Consider the following 18,872-nt stretch of genomic DNA (forward strand, 5'->3'; position numbering starts at 1 on the left):
CATGAAAAATAAAATAATTATAGCAGCTCTTGCATTAGGCGTATTATTTACCTGGAGCTGTACAGATTTAGAAGAAAAAGTGCTTGACGAATCCTTAAACGGAGCCGGACAAGCAGAAGCAATCAGCGGTGCGATTGCTCCAGCTTATGGACAATTAAAATCTACGTGGTACCATACAAATAATTTTGGTTTACAGTTAATCGCCAGTGATGAAGGTATTTTGCCTTACAGAGGAGGAACTGATTGGTACGATGGAGGTAAATATTTAGCAGTACATGCGCATACTACAACACCTACTAATGACTTGGTTACAAGTACTTGGAACGCGCTTACTAAAAATATTTCGAGAACATTATCTGCTATTGAAGTATTGACTCCTCTTGCAGAAAGCGGAAATACAGAAGCACAAGGAGCACTTTACGAGATGAAGGCACTAAGAGCTTATTTAAATATGATGACATTAGACAGCTGGGGATTGGTATTCAAAAAAGAATCATCGGCGTCTACTTCAGAAATTTTAAGAGGACAAGATGCTGTTACTTACATTGAAAATGAATTACTTTCAGTTGCTGATGTAATCAATAAAGATAAAGGTCCAGGAAGAATGACTCAAGCTGCGGTTTGGGGGCTTCTTTCTAAATTATATCTAAATGCTCCTGTATATCGCGATCCTTATGGGACTCCTACATTTGCTGCAGCCGATATGGATAAGGTGATTAAATATACAGATAATATTATCAACTCAGGTAAATTCAGTTTATCTCCAGAATATTTTGACTTATTTGATGACAACAATAACTCAAACAAAGAAGTAATCTTTTCGATAGATCAGCGTGGAGTTTTGGCTGATGAGCACAATCGTTGGGCTTATTGGTCAATACCAGGATCTATGTTCCCAAGACCAGAATCAATCAATGCAGATGGTACAGACGGTCCAGCGATTACTTCAGATTTCTATCGTACATGGGTAGACGCTTACGGTTCTGTAGATCCAGCCGAAGCTGATTCAAGATTTTATAAGGACAATGCAAAAGTACCAGCTCATTTGAAAGATCTTACAGGACTTTCTCCATTAAATGATGAAAACCACTATTACTGTGTTAAAGCTGAAGATTTTGAAATAGACAGAGGAATTATGAGAGGTATTCCTTGGGCTGCAAGAAAAGATGCTAACGGAGCATTTTATAAATGTGATGGCGGATACAGAATTTATCCAGTTAAACAAATTAAAGGAAATGGACCTGATAAAAACGTTGGTTATGTAAACCTTACAGAAAAAGTTGATTTTACTAAGGAAGGAAGTATGCACTATTCTGGATATAGAGTATCGAAATACCAATTTAGCCATACTTCTCCTGATGGAAACACATTTAGTAGTGTAGACATGATAATGCTGAGATACGCCGAAATTTTGATGATGCGTGCTGAAGCTAAATTAAGAAAAGGAGATACGTCAGGTGCGTTGGCTGATATGAATACAGTTAGGACTTCAAGAACAGCTCGTACCCCAGTTCCTGCTGCGCTTCCTGCAATCAGTTTAGATATTTTGTACAGAGAATATGGTTTCGAATTTTACTGGGAAGGTTTAAGAAGAAACACTCAAATCCGTTTCAGTCATTTTGAAGACAAATGGACAGAAAAATCAGATACAGATGTAAACAAGAGATTGTTCCCGATTCCGCAGGTAGCAATTGACGGTGCATCTAATACTCCTGGATATTTAGTACAAAATAAAGGATATTAAGTTTTAGTTTATTTTTTTTACGTTGAATCGAAGACTGCCATTGTATAGTGCGCTATTGTAAAATAGGCAGTCTTTTTGTGTTAGTTGTTAAAACAGGGTAGTTTTTGAACCTTTAAAAAAACACCCTGTTTTTTTTTTCATTTTTTTCAAGCATTTATTTTGGCTGATAATCTCCGCCGACAAACCTTTTTTGCCCCCTACTGCCAATCTGCTATTTTGTTCATTCAAAATTCATCAATTTATTCAAAATGAAAAAATCATTTTTATTCATCTGGCTGTCCCTATTTTTCTGGGTAGCAGGTGATCAGCTGTATTCTCAAAATTTAGTTGCAGTACATTCTCATAACGATTATAATCAAACAGTTCCTTTTTGGAATGCTTATGCAAACGGTGCTTCGTCTATAGAAGCCGATATTTTTTTGAAAGACAATATGTTGTATGTGTCTCACGATGAAAAAGGAATTTCTGCTGCAAGAACTTTAGAAGATTTATATTTAAAACCGTTAGAAACGGCTCTAAAAATGAATTATAAAAAAGAGCACAAGTTATTTTTACTGATAGACATTAAAACAGAAGCCGTAGCTACTTTAAATAAGCTTATTTCGGTCTTAAAAAAATATAATGCAATAACTGCAAATAAGAATATTAAAATCATAATATCAGGCAATAGACCAGATGCGGGAATGTATCTTAAATATCCTGATTTTATCTTTTTTGATTATCAGGAAATAGACAAAACTATTTCAAAAGAAAACTGGGAAAAAGTGGCAATGATCAGTTTAGATTTTAAAAAATATTCAGTTTGGAATGGTTTAGGAAGATTGACTCATGATGATTACAATCGAGTAAAAGCAGTAATTACAAAAGTAAAGGCGAATAACAAACCATTTCGTTTTTGGGGATGTCCAGATACCAAAAGTTCATGGAAAGCTTTTGTTGAATTAGGAGTTGATATCATTAATACCGATTCGCCTTATAATTGTTTTCAGTACTTGCAATCTTTTCCTAAAAGATTGGTTACGGCAAGTAATTCCTCAAAAGTTTATATTCCAAGTTATAAAACCGATCAGAAAGAACTTCCTGTAAAAAATATTATTCTTTTAATTGGAGACGGAAACGGCTTGTCTCAAATTTCTTCGGCTGTTTTGGCTAATAACGGGGCCTTATCTGTAACACAGATGAAAAGCATTGGTTTTATAAAAACACAATCGGCAGATGATTTCACGACAGATTCTGCAGCAGCGGGAACAGCATTGGCAACAGGTCAAAAAACAAACAACAGAGCAATTGGAACAGACAGTCTGCGAAAACCAATTCCGAATATTTTAGAAGTCCTACAACAAAGAAATTTCTCAACAGGAATAATTACAACAGACGAAATTACGGGAGCTACGCCAGCTTCTTTTTATGCACATACTGAAGAAAGATCAAATACAGAAATAATAGCTAAAGATTTAGTAAAAAGTAAATTGAATCTTTTTGTTGGAGGCGGTGCCGCTACTTTCAAAAATACTTCCTTGGCTTCTAAATTCAAGTTATTGAATTCTGTTAAAGAACTAGAAACAGTAGTGAATGATACCGTAGGTGTTTTTATTTCTGAAGGCAGAGTTAAATCGGTTTTAGAAGGAAGAGGAGAATTATTGGCAGATGCGACAAAGTACAGTCTTGATTTTTTGAATAGAAAGAAAAAGCCTTTTTTCCTAATGGTTGAAGGAGCGCAAATAGATAGTTTCGGACACGTAAACAATGTAGGCGGAATAGTAGCCGAAACAATTGATTTTGACACAGCTATTGGTCAGGCGCTTATGTTTGCTGATAAAAATGAAGGAACTTTGGTTATTGTAACAGCAGATCACGAAACTTCAGGATTTGCTATTCCACAAGGAAATGTAAAAAAACGAATAATCGAAGGTGATTTTATAACCAATGACCATACGGCGACAATGGTTCCTATTTTTTCTTATGGGCCGCACTCAAAAGATTTTCAAGGTGTTTATGAAAATAATGAAGTATTCAGTAAAATACTTTCGCTATTGCAATAAAATTGGAGAAGACCGAATAGTAAAATAATACAAAATGAAACTACAAATCAATATTCTAATTTTTTCAGCTATAACCTTACTCTTTGCACTCAACAGCAATGGTCAGAACGTCCACCAATACGTCGATCCGATGATTGGTTCAGAAGGCGTTGGCAGGGTTTTTATCGGCCCTTCGTGCCCTTACGGAATGGTGAAGCCGAGTCCGGACTGTACCTCAAGCCCGAACAGTGGCTGGCTTCCGATGCCTAAAGAGGTCACAGGATTCAGTCAGGTACACGTGAGCGGAACCGGTGGCGGGCCGAAATACGGAAATATTCAGATTATGCCGTTTTCGGGAGCTTTGGACAAAATGGACCAGACTTCTTTCAGAGCAGAAGAAAATGTAAAACTGGGTTATTATGAAACGGTTTTCAAAGAAAACAATATTAAAACAGAAATTACAACTGGGGAAAAAGTTTCGTTTTACAGAATTACTTATCCAAAAAATAAATCAAAGGAATTAAAGATTGATCCAGGATTTTTCCTTGGAGAAGAAAAAATTCCCGATGCCAGAGAAGCCCAGCAATTTGTAGGTTCTCAGATAGAAATTGTTTCAGACACAGAAGTAAGAGGTTACAGTCGAATTCGAGGAGGATGGAATAACGGACGTGCTTATACCGTTTATTTCTGGGCCGTTTTCGACCAGCCGATTGCCAGATATGTCACTTTCAAGGACGGAAAATTTTACAGCAATCAAAAAGCGCATTTTGATTCCGGAAAGAAAACCGCAGCGTTGCTTTCTTTTGGAAACTCAGGAAAAGAGGAACTGAATGTCAAAATTGGAATTTCCTTTTTAAGCGAATTAAAAGCCAAAAACAATATAGAAGTCGAAATCCCGCATTGGAATTTCAATGCCGTTTTGGCCGCTTTAGAAAACAAATGGGAAGATTTATTAAGCCGAATCAAATTATCGGATGATACTTCGGCAGAATACAGAAAAATGTTCTACACAGGTTTGTATCATACCATGATAATGCCGGTTGACAGAACAGGAGAAAATCCGTTATGGACAAACGACGAACCGTATTATGATGATTTTTATACGATTTGGGACACCTTCAGGACTTCAAGCCCATTAATTACTTTAATAGATTCTAAACGTAAAGTAGACATCATAAACGCAATGCTGAATATCTACAAACGCGAAGGATACATGCCTGAAGGAAGAAGCGGAAATGATAACGGAAGAACGCAGGGAGGTTCAAATGCTGAGGTTGTGATTGCCGATGCTTTTGTGAAAAACTTAAAAGGAATCGATTACGAACTGGCTCTGCAGGCCATGATCAAGGATGCTACAGTACCTCCGGGAGGAAACGAGGAAAGAGAGGGAAGAGGCGGACTTTTGGATTATCTTAAATTAGGTTACGTTCCGTACGGCACCGACCGCGCAGGAAACCGAACAATCGATTATTCATACAACGATTATAATATTGCGACAGTAGCCAAAGGCTTAGGCAAAACAGAACTGTACAATCAGTACATGAAGCAGGCTGAAAGCTGGCAGAATTTATGGCGTGCAGATTATGAAAATAATGGAGCAAAAGGATTCATCATGCCGAAAGACAAAGACGGAAACTGGCTGGATGATGTCGTTTTCGGAGAATCTAAAATCCAGAAACCGACTTTTAAATATACGCCTGTCATCATCGAATCTCCCTGGTATGTCTGCCATTGGTGCGTGTTTTTCTACGAAGGGACTTCATGGGAGTATTCATTCAGCCTGCCGCACGATATTCCGGAACTGGTAAAAAAATCAGGTGGAGAAAAAGCATTCGAAAACCGACTGGATATATTCTTTGACAATAATCTGTTCAATGTTGCCAACGAGCCTTCATTCCTGACGCCTTGTCTGTATCACTGGATTGGAAAACCGTATTTAAGCAGCGACAGAATCAGAACCATCATCAAGAACAATTTCAATACGTCAAGAGAAGGACTTCCTGGCAACGACGATTCAGGAGCGATGTCTTCGTGGCTGGCTTTCCACATGATGGGATTGTATCCGAATGCAGGACAGCCTTATTATCTGATTAATACGCCTTTGATAAAAGAAACGGTTATGAAATTAGAAAACGGCAAAAGTTTTAAAATCACGACCAAAAAGATGAGTGATAAAAACAGATACATCAAAACCGCTTTGCTGAACGGAAAACCATACAACAAAGCATGGATTTTGCATGAGGATATCAATAACGGAGGAGAACTGATTTTAGAAATGGATTCGAAACCTTCAGCTTGGGGAACAACAATTCTACCACCTGCAAAATAAAATGATGAACAAGATGAAAAATATATTTTTAATGATTCTTTTCTGTATTGTTTATCAGAAAGGAATTTCTCAGAATTACATTCCAACATTAAAAAACAATACCCAATTGCATTATGTCTGCAAGCTTCACGGACAAACGAGAACTTTACAGCTTACGGCTGAAACTTCCAACAATGCATTGGCTTTTAAACTGGAAACAAGAGGCGTAAAAAGTAAAATAGTTATGCTTCCCGAAGCTGTAAAAAACGGAATCGAATTAAGTTTTAATCAGGGAGAATATGCACCGGTTTTAAACTTAAAACCGACAGAAACGTTCTTTATGATTTCGCAGTCGGCTTATCAGGATCTGGTCAAAAAAGGTTCATTCGTTTATAATAACACAACTTATGTTCTGGATAAAAGCGAAGATAAAAATACCGTATCGATTGACGGCAAAATCGTGGATGCATTCCATGTAGTGGCACAGATCGACGAAACCGAGATGTGGATCATCAAAAATCCTGACTTTCCTTTGATCTGCAAAATCATCAAGAATCCGTTAGGAATTAATCCAACACTAGTAAAAGTAGTGAATTAATAATACATGCAGAAAATAAAAAAATGCTAATCTTTAGATTTGCTGAGGTTTTCTGTTTTTTTCAACAATTTTATAAAGATTGAAAAAGTCTCTTTTTAAGCTCTCAGCGGAGAACTACGGTTTTGAACTTTGATTTGGTAAGACTTCATTTTGCTTAGATTTTACTTTTAAAAAATTCAAAGCACCATGATTCTGTCATAAATAAGACTTGCAAAAAACAACAAAAACTTATAATTGATTAACAATAAGTTTAAATTGATTTTTTAAATGCACAATTTTTAGTTTTCTATTCTTAGTAAGAAAAAATATAAAATCTCCCAGTTTCGTAAAGGTTTGAAACTGGGAGATAATCAAAATAAACACAAACTATCTTTAGAACGAGTATCTTAAGCCAAGCTGTCCTTGGAATCTTGAAGCTAACTGATCTATTGTATAAGGTGTAGAAGTTGGTTTTTGGAACGTATAAGTTGGATCGCCTGTTGCAACTCCGCCTAAGTTTCCAGATTTTGTTAAACCAATACTTGCTGTTGAATTATAAGTGTTAGGAACAAAATAGCTTCTTCCCCAATCTTTGTTGATAAGGTTTCCGATATTGGCCATGCTGAATGAAATTTGGAAAGTACCTACTTTAGTTACTTTAATTTCGTCCATTAATTTTAAGTCAGCTTGAATGTTCCATGGAGTAGTATCACCATTTCTTTGTGTGAATGTTCCTCTTCTGCTTTTTAAATAGTCATTTCCGTTAATGAATGCTTCGTAATCTGCCACTTGCTGTGCAGCTGTTGCTGAAGGAACTCCTGCAGCACTTACCCCAATATATTTTGCTGCTTCTGCTGCATCTTTAAAGATATAAGCTAAACCTGCTGCTTGCCCTGTTCCTGCAATCGTAGAGTTTACAAATCCCCAAGAGAATGGATTTCCTGATTGTGCATTAAAATATACGTTAGCAGAGAAAGTATTATTGTCAGCTAATTTTACTGCATATCCAACATTAGAAACAATTCTGTGTTTGATGTTGAAGTTTGAAGTTGCCAATTGAGGATCATTTGGTGTCAACGATTGATTCATTTGGAAGTTACTTTCCATAGAGTTACGAATTCCGTTTGTAACGTCTTTAGAATCTCCGTAAGTGTAAGCTACCATAAAGTTAAGACCAAAATCGTATGTTTTAGAAATCATTTCTGTGATGCTGTAACGGTATCCTTTATTCGTATTAGACAACAAATAAGCATTTGAAAAAGCTAAATTGATATTTGCTGCATAAATTGGCATCTCATGTTTGGTATCGTAAGAGAAATAAGTTGGATTATCTGTCTTATTTACTTGCTGGAATTCTAAATCACGAATTACTTTAGTGTACATTCCTTCCGTAGTAAATTTATATCCGTTGATGATTTTATCTATTGCAAGTGAGTTTCTTAAAACAGCTGGCATTTTGAATTTGTTATCAATTAAATCGGCCTGAACTTTTGGAGTTGCATCGTGGTATCCGTTTAATCCGTTTGGAGATAAAGGATCTCCTGCTGCGGCAACTTGAGCAGCAGTTAAATTGTTTTTGTCATAACTTCCGTAACCTACACCATCATTGTAGTAAGCATATCCTAACCATGCAAAAGGAACTCTACCGGTAAATACTCCAGAACCACCTCTTAAAACTAATGTTTTGTCTTCGTCAACATTATAAGTAAATCCGATTCTTGGAGAAACTAAAGCTGAACCAAAGAAATTGTTTTTGATTTGGCTTAAAGGTGTGTAAGAATACGTTGTACCATAATTTGGATCAGCTGGAGAGTTTTGAACCTGCTGGCTCAATTTTGGTTTAGTCGGCATATCGGTATAATCTACTCTCACACCTGGAGTCACTTTTAATTTACTGCCAATTCTAATTTCATCCTGAACATAAGCACTGTAAAGGTTTACGTTAAATTGTGCATACGGATTATTGAAAATTTGATCTCTTGAAGAACCATCAAACGGATAAGTTCCACGTACACGAGTTGGTAATTTGTTGTAGAAATCGGCAAGAGATTTATAAGAGATTCTTCCGTTAAGTGCATTTACAAATCCGTAATTGATATCGTAGAACTCGTTGTGCGTACCAAACAATAAAGTGTGGTTTCCTGTTTTGTAGGTTAAGTTATCAGTGATTTCAGTTGTATTCTGTTTCATATTGAAAACAGTAGCTTCACGATCGTTTCCTAAGAAAATAGTTCCGCCGTTATAACCAATTTCTGTCTGTGGAAACATAATATTGCTTGATTTCGGATCACGGTAATCTTTAATTGCAGAATAACTTGCTATGAATGAGTTTGACCATTGGCTGTTGAAATGACTTTTTAATTCTAAAACCGTACTGATTGCTTGGTTCTTTTGAGTAAAATCCATTCCAGAAAATCTAAAGTTTGCAGCGTCGCGCTCTAAGTTTGTTGCTTGAGAAATTACCGTATTGTTTCGTAATGAAATAGAGTGTTTGTCATTAATTTTCCAATCTAATTTATTGAAGAATTTCTGGCTTTTAGAAAAGTTATTGTAAGAACCGTAAGTTCCTGGATCGAAACCGTAGTTTGTTTTAACAAAATTTGAGATTTGTTCAGCAGTAGTATTATCCAGTAATGAAGTTAGTTTTCCAGCTGAATTAGTTTGTCCTGCATTATAAAAAATTGGATCTGTTCTTTCTGCATATTCCATATTGGTAAAGAAGAACAATTTGTCTTTTACAATTGGAAGTCCTACTCTAAAACCAACTTGGTAATCGCCAAAAGCACTTGGCATTTTTGATCCGTCACCAGCATTGTTAGGGCCAGTAATTGCAGCATTTCTTCCGTAGCTGTAAATAGATCCTGTCACCGTATTTGTACCGCTTCTTGTTACGGCATTTACGCTTCCTCCTAAAAAGTTTCCTAATTTGATATCATAAGGAGCAATATAAACTTGAATATCCTGAATCGCATCTAAACTGATAGAGTTAGAACGCGTACTGCTTCCAGGCATTCCAGAAGTTCCAGATTGACCTCCTAAAGACGGACTGAAACCAATAGCATCATTATTAATAGAACCATCAATTGTTACGTTATTGTATCTGAAGTTAGTTCCGGCAAAAGAGTTGTTAGAACTTTGAGGCACTAATTTCGTAACATCCTGAATTCCTCTGTTGATTAACGGAAGACCATTTACTTGTTTTTCGCTAATATTTGTACCATTGTTTTTAGAAGAAGGTTTAGAACCTGTTATAACTACTTCTTCCAAAACATTATTGTCAGCTTTTCCAACTACAATAGTTGGTAAATCATTGTCTCCTAAAGCTAAATGTATTTGTGCATTAGAATAATCTTTAGTGTCGTTACTTTTAATTTCCAATTCATAAGGTCCGCCAGCATTTAAGTTTTCGAAGCTAAAGCGTCCTTGTTTGTCTGTTGTAGCTTTGTAAACAGCATTTGTAGGCAGATGTGTCAAGGTTACTTCGGCACCTGTAAGAGGGCTTGTGCCATCATTAACCCTGGCGGATAAAGATGAAGTTGTAATTTGAGCAAAAATGTTTCCCATGGTTAGGAGCATTAAAGCCGTAAAAAAGAGTCTTAGTTTTGTCATGTTGTTTATTAGTTTTTATTTCACGACAAATAAAATCTCTTTACTTCGATTCGATTTAAGGCTAATGTTAACGAAAAATCAAAAAACAATTCTTTGTTAAATTAAGATGATCAATATGTTATTTGAGAAAAAAACAGCTATCCCTTTAAAATCAATAGGTTTGTGTTAAGTCCCATGAAATAAGGGATTAGACTTAGATTTAAAGTAGATTAGAGATAGATTAGAGTATTATGTCAATGTTATCAAACGCAAAAAATAGAATTTTAGAACAATAAAAAAGCATTAAAATTTATGTGGAAATTTAGGGAAACAGAAGAGAAAAAACAGTGCCTTTTTCCAGTTCAGAATCTACAGTTAAAGTTATGTGGTGACGCTTCAAAATCTGCATGGTAATAAAAAGCCCTAATCCTTGACCTTGAATATGTCTTGTGCGATCACTTCTAAAAAACAAATCGAAAATAGATTCGATATCTTTCTGATCAATTCCCGAACCCTGATCTATAATTTTTAAAAGAAGTTTTCCATTATCTTCAAATGCAGCTACATTAACGGGTAAAGGAAAAGAAAACTTAATGGCATTGTCAATAATATTATATAAAGCTATAAAAAGCGTGTGTCTATTGGCATGCACAGTCAGTAAATCTTCGTTATTTATAATAGCATCTAGATTAAGAGCTATTTTAACGGCAGGATATTCTATTGCTTTTTTTTCAAGTACATTCCATAAAATTTCATCAATTCTGATGTTTTCCATCTGATGAGGCTCTGAAAGCTCCAATCCAGAAAGAATCAATAATCCGTCCAAAGTATGTTTTAGATGAAGTGTATCTTTTCTAAGTGATTTCAATACTTCTTCATATTGTTGATTAGTTCTAGGATGTTGTAAAGAAACTTCAATATCACCTATAATAATGGTGAGTGGCGTCTTTAATTCATGAGATGCATTTTTAATGAAATTTTTCTGTATCGTTACACCACTTTCTAATCTTTCTAAAAGATAATTAAAGGTGGTAATCAATTCCTTTATTTCATCTTTTCCGCTAGCAGCAGGCATTTCGAGTCTCGAATGCAAATTTTCTGTTGTAATCGTATTTACTTTTGAAATGACGTCTTCAAAAGGCCTGAAAGTTTGTCTAGACAAAAATCTTCCCAAAAGATAATTAAGCGCAATTCCGACTAGATAGAAGAGTAGAAATACGATAGCCAGCCTTTCGAGCTGCTGATTTCCGACATCATCAATTCCAGACACGACAATAATAAAATCACCTTGATTGTCCTTGTAATACAGTCCCGTAAATTGACGGTTTTCTATAGAAAAATTTAGTATTCGGTCTTTCGAAATAGCTTTTAATTCACGGTCGCTTAATTTAACGGGCACATCATCATGCAAATACACTTTTTTGCTTTTTGCATTGTAGATTCTGATAGATTGATTTGTTATTCTATTATACTGAGTTTCTATTTCCTCATAACTGATGCTGTCCATTTTAGTAATCTCATCTTTTTCAAAATAGAAAAAGGCAGTTATTAGTGCACTGTCCTCCAATCTTTCATAATAAAGATCTTTTCGATGGCTTTTAAAAAGCAAAAAAGACCCGATCAGAAGAAGTCCGACAATAAAAGCAAACAGTATTGTAGAATTTATTGCTAGTTTATTCTTGAGATTCATGAACTTTTTTCTTTAGCATATATCCGGTTCCTTTTACAGTATGAATGAGTGGTTCAGAAAAATTCTTATCTACTTTATTTCTTAAGTAGTTTATATATACATCCACCGTATTGGTATTCATATCAAGATCAAGATTCCAGACAGCTTCGGCAATTGCAATTCTCGAAAGTGCTTTTTCGCGGTTTTTCATAAAGAATATTAGAAGTTTTAGTTCTCTGGATGAAAGGTTAAGTTCTTTCCCGTCTCTTGTGGCATTTTGTTCTTTCATATTGATTTCAATTCCAGCGTAGGATTGAAAATCGAGAATTCCCGAACTAAATTCGGCACGACGGAGCTGCGCATTTATTCTGGCTAGAAGTTCCTCAAATAGAAATGGTTTGGCCAAATAATCATCTGCTCCCGATTGTAATCCTTTAACTTTTTCGTGAGGCGTGTCTAATGCGCTGAGAATAAGTATAGGTACTGTTATTTTTCTTTTTCTTAAAATTTCACAAACTTCAAAACCAGTAATATCGGGCAACATGATATCAAGAATGATGATATCGAAATCATTTTCGATTACAGTATTTATCGCTTCAAAACCTTTTGAAACTGCCTTTACTTTATAAAGATGCTCTTCAAGTCCTCTTAAGATAAAGGAAGCAACTCTCGGATCATCTTCGACTAATAGTACTTTATTCATTCGTTTGTAATTTTGCTAAAGTAAGATATTTAATTTTTAAGTTATAAAGGTCTTATTAAATTTGAATTCTAAAAAATTATTTACACTATGATATTTTGTTTCAATTACAGAAAATTAGTGATTTGACGTGAGATTTTGCCACTATGGATTTAATATTTTGTAAGAATATTTTATACCTTGCAAAACAATAACGATAAAAAACAAACATCCAGAATGAAACATTTTTTTTCAATTTTAGCACTATTTATTTTAATTAGCTGTTCCAGTAATGATTCAGAAGAAGTTCAAATCCCAGATCCAACCATTCAAAGCATTTCGACTAATTCAACTAATATAGGAGATACCGTTATAATTAACGGAGAAAATTTTGATCCGAATTCTGATTATACTATTACATTTAATGGCACTAATGCTAAAATTACTCAAATCACTTCAACTACGATAAGTGTTATAGTTCCGGTTGGTACAACTTCTGGACCACTTCAGCTAAAGGTAAATGATGTAACAGTTAATGCAGGTTATGTTTCTATAATTGGTCAAAATCGACTATTTGCATACAGAAGCAAAATTATGGAATTAAATCCCGTTACAGGTGCAGAAACCAAAACCTTGTTGTACAGTACAGGATATAGTTCTTTTACTGAATTAAAATACTTTGCCCCAACAAATGAAATTATTGGACAAGGATTTATTTCAAATAACATTGGCAACACTTACAAACTTTTGAAAATAAAACTTGCAGACAAAAGTACAACAGAACTAACTTATGCAGGTTATGACCAATTAATCGTAACAACAACAGGAAAATTATATGGTTACAAATTGTACCAAGGTATTGTTGAAATAAATCCGAATACAGGTTCTGAAATTGGAAGCTTAATAAGTACAGGAAGTGATCAAGTTTATGGATTTATTTACAATCCTCAAACTGATGAAATAATGGGAGATAAATGGTTGCTTGAAAATGGAAAGAACATTCATAAACTTTGCAAGATAAAACTATCTGACAAGTCGGTAACTGAAAATGTTTATTACGGCTATGACGAATTAATTCCTGCAACTAATGGAAAATTATATGCCTATAGAGCAACAAAAAAAATAGTTGAACTCAATCCTGCTACTGGTGCTGAAATCAAAACTTTAATAAATATTACTGACGAACATATCAGTAATCTCACTTATTATCCGCAAACAAATCAAATAATTGGAAAGAAAGTTATATTTAATAATGGAGTTCCCACATATAAACTTTTAAAATTAAACCTAACCAATAATTCATTGTCAGAAAATAACATCATTAATGATGATTACTTCTATTTTATTGTAACAAACTAAAGACGATCATTCCAGCAACATTAGCTGTTAAACGACCTCAAAAAGGTATATTTTTAACATAAATTCTAAAAACCAATCTTGTTTTAATAATTCGAAACAAGATTGGTTTTAGTTTTTACAATACGTAAGAATGTAAAAATTTTGTGAGCAATATGCAGCCAATAAACAGTCGCGAAAGCCATAATCAATCTACATAAAATCAGATTTTTGAGATAGAAATGGTATTCCTTCCAAAACGCAATACGCTACGATTCTGCGACAAAACTTAGACAGGTTAAAGATTTAGAAAATTTGCCTTAGCTATTTGGGTGGAAAAGAGATTAATTCTAAAAGTAAAATTTGGGCAAATTAAATCAATGTACTTGTGGCAATTTTGTAAAAAACTAATTCATAGAAATTAAGGCACTGTAAGTGATGATTCATTCAAATACAGCATGAATTTTATTGATGTATCGTTTGCAAATCTGCTAAAACATTTGTTAAGAAAAATATTTTAGTGTTTTTTTTAAAAACATTGAACTTTTTCAACTTTTATAAAAATAATTAGATACAAATTTGTCTGATTAATTTTATTAAATAAATGATGCCGAATTCTGTTTTTTAATTATTAAACATACTTTTAGGAATCTACCTGTATCATGCTGAAGTAATGGTCAATTTTGGATATCCAATTCTAATTGTATGTGGTCTTTTGTGTCATATTAATAAATCCTATTGAACCCTAAATCAATAATTATATGAAAACACTTTTTTTACAAGTTATTCTTTTTCTGTGTAGTTACACTGTGATTTCTCAGAAAACTTTGTTCACACCTACAGAATGGAGTAACCCCAACAATGAATTTTACAATAAGATTTCCAGCGACAGAAGATATGAGTCGACAAATTTTGTTTTGTATTGGGGCGATAAGGTAGGCACTAATCCGGCAGGATATACTGATGCTACATTACGCTTTAGTCCGAAGGCGGTTGCAGATACTCTTGAGCACAGTTTTAAGCGTTATGTTACAGATTTAAAATTTGTGAGTAATGCACCCACAACTAATGTAGGAAAGTACAAAATAATCATCATGGTCATGAATACATGGAATTCTACAGATGATAGACTGACAGCTTTTGCCCATGCCAGTTCTTTTAGTAATACCATTGGTGCGATGTTTGTGCATCCTCAAGCCACAAGAGACGGAGGTGCTTTGTCACATGAATTTGCGCACACACTTCAGATGATGATGCGAATTCAGGAAAATCCCGGTAACGGAACTGCATTTGCAGGTTATGATTGGGCAGGTCCATTTTTTGAAGGTCATGCCAATTTTATGAGAGCTCAGGCTTATCCGCAATGGGCAGAAATTGATGGAACACTCACCAGATGGATACAAACGAGACATTTTATGTGGTCTTCTAACCGCCATCACTACACTAATTTCCATTTAATGTATTATGTACAGGAAAAAGATGGTTTTGATTTTACCAGAAGAATGTGGGCAGAATCTAAAAATCAGGAACATCCTCTGGAAACAATAAAAAGACTTAAAGGTTTTACTCAGGATCAGCTTAATGATTATCTATGGGGCTACGCGCAGCGTCAACCGGCCTTTGATTATCCAATTCAATGGAATTCTCAAATAAACAATGTGAGTAATTTTGGAAAGAAAATCAGGGAAGTTCATAAATTTATTCAAAACAGCATGCCGCGCTACACCAGCAGGCAGTACACATTTCTGTCTAAAGTAGCAGGAACAAGCGACCAGTTTTATACCAATAATGATTGGGCGCCACAGGATTACGGGATGAACATAATTCCTTTGTACCCAACTTGTTCAGGCACAGAAAAAAAGATTACTATAAAATTTAAAGGGCATACAGAGGTAAATCCAAATCAGGCTGGCTGGCGATATGGTTTTGTTACCACAAAGTCAGACGGTACTGTATCTCGTTACAGTCCAATGTATAAAACTGACGGAGAAGCTTCATTTACCTTGAATACAGCTTCTGAAGCTGGTATTTTTTTAGTAGTTTTTGCAGCTCCTAAAGCACACGTAAATTACAATATGGATGAAGGATATCCAAAACAAAGAAGATATCCGTATGAGCTTAAAATTGCTAATGCAAATCCTGAAGGTTATCAGCCAGCAGCTGATTTTAGAAAATTTCTTAAAACAAATGGTCGTATACATACAAATGGAGGAGGATGGGTTTCAAATAATGCCAATGTTGCATCATCGGTGTTTGTCGGACCTTATGCAATTGTAAGAGGTGGTACGATTTCGGGAAATGCCCGTATAGAAGGATATGCAATGGTTGAAGGAGGTAATATCAGTGGCAGCGCAATTGTAAGAGACAATGCATGTATTTACAATGCAACCTTATCAGGAAATGCTCTTTTGGAAGGTAATGCGTGGATGGAAGGCGGCTCAGTTGCCAATACAGCAAACATAAAAGGAAATGCTATGCTGTTTGCTGGAAATTTCGGAGGTTCGGTTGTCGTTGGAGGTGATGCAGAAATAGGCAACTGCTCTAATTCGGGAGTCTATCTACAGTTTCCTTACTGGAGAAATGGAAGAACAGAATGCGATGGAAAAGGAGCAGGGGATGTTTCAAATGTAGATATTAACACGGCATTTACCAACTTCTCAGCAGCATCAATGGCATTTAGTACGACGCCGAATTGTACTGTTCAAACACTTTCTACTGCAAAATCAATTCAAGAGAACTATGATGTTAATCTGAATATTTATCCAAATCCAACAGGAGGAAATTTAACAGTGTCTTTTGTACAGACCGAACAGCAAAAAGTTACTATTTCATTGTTCGATATCAATGGACGAAAACTGAACACAATTAGCGATAAGACTTATGATGCGGGAAGAATTGATGTTTCTTACAATTGTAGTGATCTTCTTCCGGGGATTTATTTGATACGAATTCAGACAGGAAACGATTTTATAACCAAGTCCTTTATCAAAAAGTGATAAGAATAAGCTAGTATTGTTCTCATGGAATGAATTTCAAAAATTTAATTCATTCATAGATTATATTAAAAGCCTGATTTCTTAAATCAGGCTTTTTCATAAACAAGATTCAGTTATCGGTAAAATGGGCGCTAAAATTGGATTAACCATTTTCCTGAAATTAATTTCATAATAACCCCAAATGATTAACAGCAATTATATTGTATTTTAGTATAACTGCTAATTATATTACAGAGTCATATTTAAATTTATCTAATTTAAAGACTAGACTGTAGTTATTACAAAGTTTTTCAGGGATATTACAAATTAGCACTGTTGCTATTTGATATAGTTTTATTTTGTTATAAAATTGTCTTCAAATTAAAAACAAAGACTGTCTTAATACTATTTTTTCCTTAAAAATGTAGCTGGAGTATGAAATACAAAAATATTTTATTAGTCAATGATGATACTGATGATGCTGAGATTTTTGTATCAGTACTGAATGCAATTAACCATTCGATTAGGTCTACAGTAGAATACAGTGCGCTCGAAGCGCTAAAAAAGCTACAGGATTCAAAATTATCACCAGATATAATTTTCTTGGATTATAATATGCCATACCTTGATGGAACTGGATTTCTAGAATTACTTCGAAATATAAAAGGCTTTAAAAAAATTCCGGTTGTACTTTACTCTCGAAATTCCGGAGTTATGTTGCAGGATGCAGTAGAAAAATTCAAAAGAGTGCAGTTTTTGAAAAAGCGTGCAAACTTTAGAAAGCTTTTTGAATCATTGCAAAAAATAATTATTTCTGAAAAATCTATAAAAAAGAATTTTGACTTGAAATTATAACTTCGGATGTTAGTTATATTAGTATTTTACGATATAAAGCGTAAGTCGATTATTAAAAGTATTATCCAAGAAAACTAAATAAGTTTCAAAAAAATCTGGGAATGTATGTTCTTGATATTGAAGTTTTAGCTAGAAAATATTGAATACTATTTATTGAATACTATTTATTGAATATGCTATGATTCTGTTACAAATTCAAAATTGTTGGAATCTGAGATAAAAGGAGATTTAGTCAAATATATTTAAGCTTTAAAAAGAAAGAATCTGCTCTTAATGGCAGATTCTTTCTTTTAAGGATTAATGTAATTTATTGTAATAATGTTATTTACATTCTAAAAAATAAAATGTAGGTATTCATATTATCTTAATTTTCCAACAAATATTAAGCTCCCTCCAATCGCTTCAGAAACTGCTTCAAATTCAGCAGCTCCTTTTTGTTTCAAAAGACTGAATTTACCATCAGGAGCAGTGATATTACCATAATATTCTACACCATCAATTGTACCAACAGTGTAAACGGTACCGTATTTTTCAAAAGAGGTAAAAGGTTCAACTTTTAGTGTTTTTAAGTCTACAAGTGCAAATTTTGTTGGAGCGTTGTACCAGTCTGCAGGTTTAGCTGGTGGCGTAAACGTATTGTCTAAATATTGAGCAAGAGCTTTATCTCCGTGAACATAAGCTACCACATTTACAGAATGAGCATTTAAAGCTGTTTTTAAATCTACAAAAAAGTTAGGATCGAATGTTCCGTCAGGATTTACTTTTAATAATCCGCTTGTGGTTGGATTGCCAGTTACTGTGCTGTAATCTAACGCGATAGCACTCTCACGAGACGGTCTGTAATACAATGAGCCATCAGTTCCTTTTGCAAACGTATGATACCCCATTGACATACGAGAATCTTTAACATAAGTAACTGCTTTTGATGCCAAATCAAAAACGGCTATCTCTGCATATTGTAGAAACCTATTATAATCAGTAGGAGTTGCAGCAATTGGTAAGATGATTTTTTTTGCAGAAGTAACATAACTCATATAAGTTGCTGTTTTAATACCGGTATCATTACTAAATGGCAAGGGAGTAACTGCAGGAATATATTCGATTTTTGTTTGCTTCAAAAA

General features: G+C 34.5%; 11 protein-coding genes. 7 read left to right on the plus strand and 4 right to left on the minus strand.

Going from position 1 to position 18,872, the window contains the following annotated elements:
* Position 1 precedes the first annotated feature (1 nt).
* The 4 genes from ACFFLS_RS05675 to ACFFLS_RS05690 all read left to right on the plus strand — a co-directional run bounded on the left by ACFFLS_RS05675 (position 2) and on the right by ACFFLS_RS05690 (position 6,671).
* Entirely contained in the window at positions 2 to 1,744 is a 1,743-nt protein-coding gene (locus ACFFLS_RS05675) for a RagB/SusD family nutrient uptake outer membrane protein (protein ID WP_379685571.1), read from the plus strand.
* 248 nt (positions 1,745 to 1,992) lie between these two features.
* Positions 1,993 to 3,786 carry an alkaline phosphatase gene (locus ACFFLS_RS05680; RefSeq protein WP_379685573.1) on the plus strand — a complete coding sequence of 598 codons (1,794 nt, stop codon included), beginning with the start codon at positions 1,993 to 1,995 and terminating at the stop codon, positions 3,784 to 3,786.
* 34 nt (positions 3,787 to 3,820) lie between these two features.
* Positions 3,821 to 6,094: a GH92 family glycosyl hydrolase gene (locus ACFFLS_RS05685; RefSeq protein WP_379685574.1), complete on the plus strand. Its 2,274-nt coding sequence runs from the start codon at positions 3,821 to 3,823 to the stop codon at positions 6,092 to 6,094.
* A gap of 13 nt (positions 6,095 to 6,107) precedes the next feature.
* Positions 6,108 to 6,671 (plus strand): hypothetical protein, encoded by a 564-nt coding sequence (locus ACFFLS_RS05690; protein ID WP_379685575.1) that lies wholly within the window; start codon positions 6,108 to 6,110, stop codon positions 6,669 to 6,671.
* Positions 6,672 to 7,043: 372 nt separating this feature from the next.
* On the opposite strand, the gene ACFFLS_RS05695 is transcribed toward ACFFLS_RS05690, so the two are convergent.
* The 3 genes from ACFFLS_RS05695 to ACFFLS_RS05705 form a co-directional block, all read right to left on the minus strand.
* Positions 7,044 to 10,259: a TonB-dependent receptor gene (locus tag ACFFLS_RS05695; protein ID WP_379685576.1), complete on the minus strand. Its 3,216-nt coding sequence runs from the start codon at positions 10,257 to 10,259 to the stop codon at positions 7,044 to 7,046.
* 301 nt (positions 10,260 to 10,560) lie between these two features.
* Positions 10,561 to 11,928, minus strand: a complete 1,368-nt coding sequence (locus ACFFLS_RS05700; protein ID WP_379685577.1) for a HAMP domain-containing sensor histidine kinase — start codon at positions 11,926 to 11,928, stop codon at positions 10,561 to 10,563.
* Positions 11,912 to 12,610: a response regulator transcription factor gene (locus ACFFLS_RS05705; protein ID WP_379685578.1), complete on the minus strand. Its 699-nt coding sequence runs from the start codon at positions 12,608 to 12,610 to the stop codon at positions 11,912 to 11,914. The genes ACFFLS_RS05700 and ACFFLS_RS05705 overlap by 17 nt, the downstream gene beginning before the upstream one ends.
* 213 nt (positions 12,611 to 12,823) lie before the next feature.
* Between ACFFLS_RS05705 and ACFFLS_RS05710 the strand changes: the two genes are divergently transcribed.
* From ACFFLS_RS05710 to ACFFLS_RS05720, 3 genes are all read left to right on the plus strand, one after another.
* Positions 12,824 to 13,945 (plus strand): IPT/TIG domain-containing protein, encoded by a 1,122-nt coding sequence (locus ACFFLS_RS05710; RefSeq protein WP_379685579.1) that lies wholly within the window; start codon positions 12,824 to 12,826, stop codon positions 13,943 to 13,945.
* Positions 13,946 to 14,682: 737 nt separating this feature from the next.
* Complete coding sequence (locus tag ACFFLS_RS05715; RefSeq protein WP_379689236.1) at positions 14,683 to 16,917, plus strand: DUF6055 domain-containing protein; 2,235 nt, start codon at positions 14,683 to 14,685, stop codon at positions 16,915 to 16,917.
* 414 nt (positions 16,918 to 17,331) lie between these two features.
* Entirely contained in the window at positions 17,332 to 17,751 is a 420-nt protein-coding gene (locus ACFFLS_RS05720; RefSeq protein ID WP_379685583.1) for a response regulator, read from the plus strand.
* 359 nt (positions 17,752 to 18,110) lie between these two features.
* Here the strand turns inward: ACFFLS_RS05720 and ACFFLS_RS05725 are convergent, their stop codons facing one another.
* Positions 18,111 to 18,869, minus strand: a complete 759-nt coding sequence (locus ACFFLS_RS05725; RefSeq protein ID WP_379685584.1) for a DUF4374 domain-containing protein — start codon at positions 18,867 to 18,869, stop codon at positions 18,111 to 18,113.
* Positions 18,870 to 18,872 lie beyond the last annotated feature (3 nt).

This window comes from Flavobacterium procerum (assembly GCF_042431625.1).
Lineage (GTDB): Bacteria > Bacteroidota > Bacteroidia > Flavobacteriales > Flavobacteriaceae > Flavobacterium > Flavobacterium procerum.